At 55.4% G+C, this 823-nt stretch carries 1 protein-coding gene; it reads left to right on the top strand.

What is annotated here, in order from left to right; genetic code table 11:
- On the top strand, window positions 1-823 hold an 823-nt coding region (locus M6F29_RS11945; protein ID WP_298160210.1), incomplete at both ends, for an alpha-amylase family protein.

Below are 823 nucleotides of genomic sequence, written 5' to 3'. Positions count from 1 at the left end.
ATTTCGACGGGTTGCGGCTCGATGCAGTGCACGCCATTGCCGATAACAGCCGACCGGATATCGTGATTGAACTGGCTGCGGCTGTACAGGCAGGACCTGGAAGCACCCGGCAAGTGCACCTGATACTGGAAAACGATGCCAATATTGCCAGTTATTTACAACAAGGAACCCTTGCCGCCCAGTGGAATGACGATTGCCACCACGCCTTGCATCTATTGCTGACTGGTGAATCGGATGGCTACTATGCGGATTATGCCGATCAGCCAACCCGTCATCTGGCCCGTTGTCTGGCGGAAGGCTTTGCTTTTCAGGGCGAGCCTTCTGCTTTTCGTGCCGGGCAACTGCGTGGCGAACCAAGCCGACACTTGCCGCTCAGTGCGTTCATCAACTTCACCCAGACCCACGACCAGATAGGCAATCGCGCTTACGGCGAACGTATGGCCCGGTTGGCCCCAGAAAAATCGCTGCAAGTGGCGCTGGCTATATTACTGCTGGCCCCATCCCCACCGATGCTATTCATGGGCGAAGAATTCGCTGCGGCAACGCCCTTTCAGTTTTTCTGCGATTTCCAGGGTGAATTGGCCAGTACGGTCACTGAGGGGCGACGACGCGAATTTTCCGGTTTTCGTGCCTTTACCGACCCCGCTGCGCTGGCGAGTATTCCAGATCCCAACGATTTGGCCACCTTCGAAGGGTGCAAACTTGATTGGGACTGCTTGAATCAATCCCGGCATCAGGCTTGGCTGGAATATTACCAACGTTTACTGGCATTGCGACGTACACAGATCATGCCACATTTGCCGGGTATTCATGGGGGTGCTGG

This window comes from Ferrovum sp., from assembly GCF_027317285.1.
In the GTDB taxonomy this organism is placed as follows: Bacteria; Pseudomonadota; Gammaproteobacteria; order Burkholderiales; family Ferrovaceae; genus Ferrovum.
This window is presented reverse-complemented; position numbering and strand designations above follow the sequence as displayed.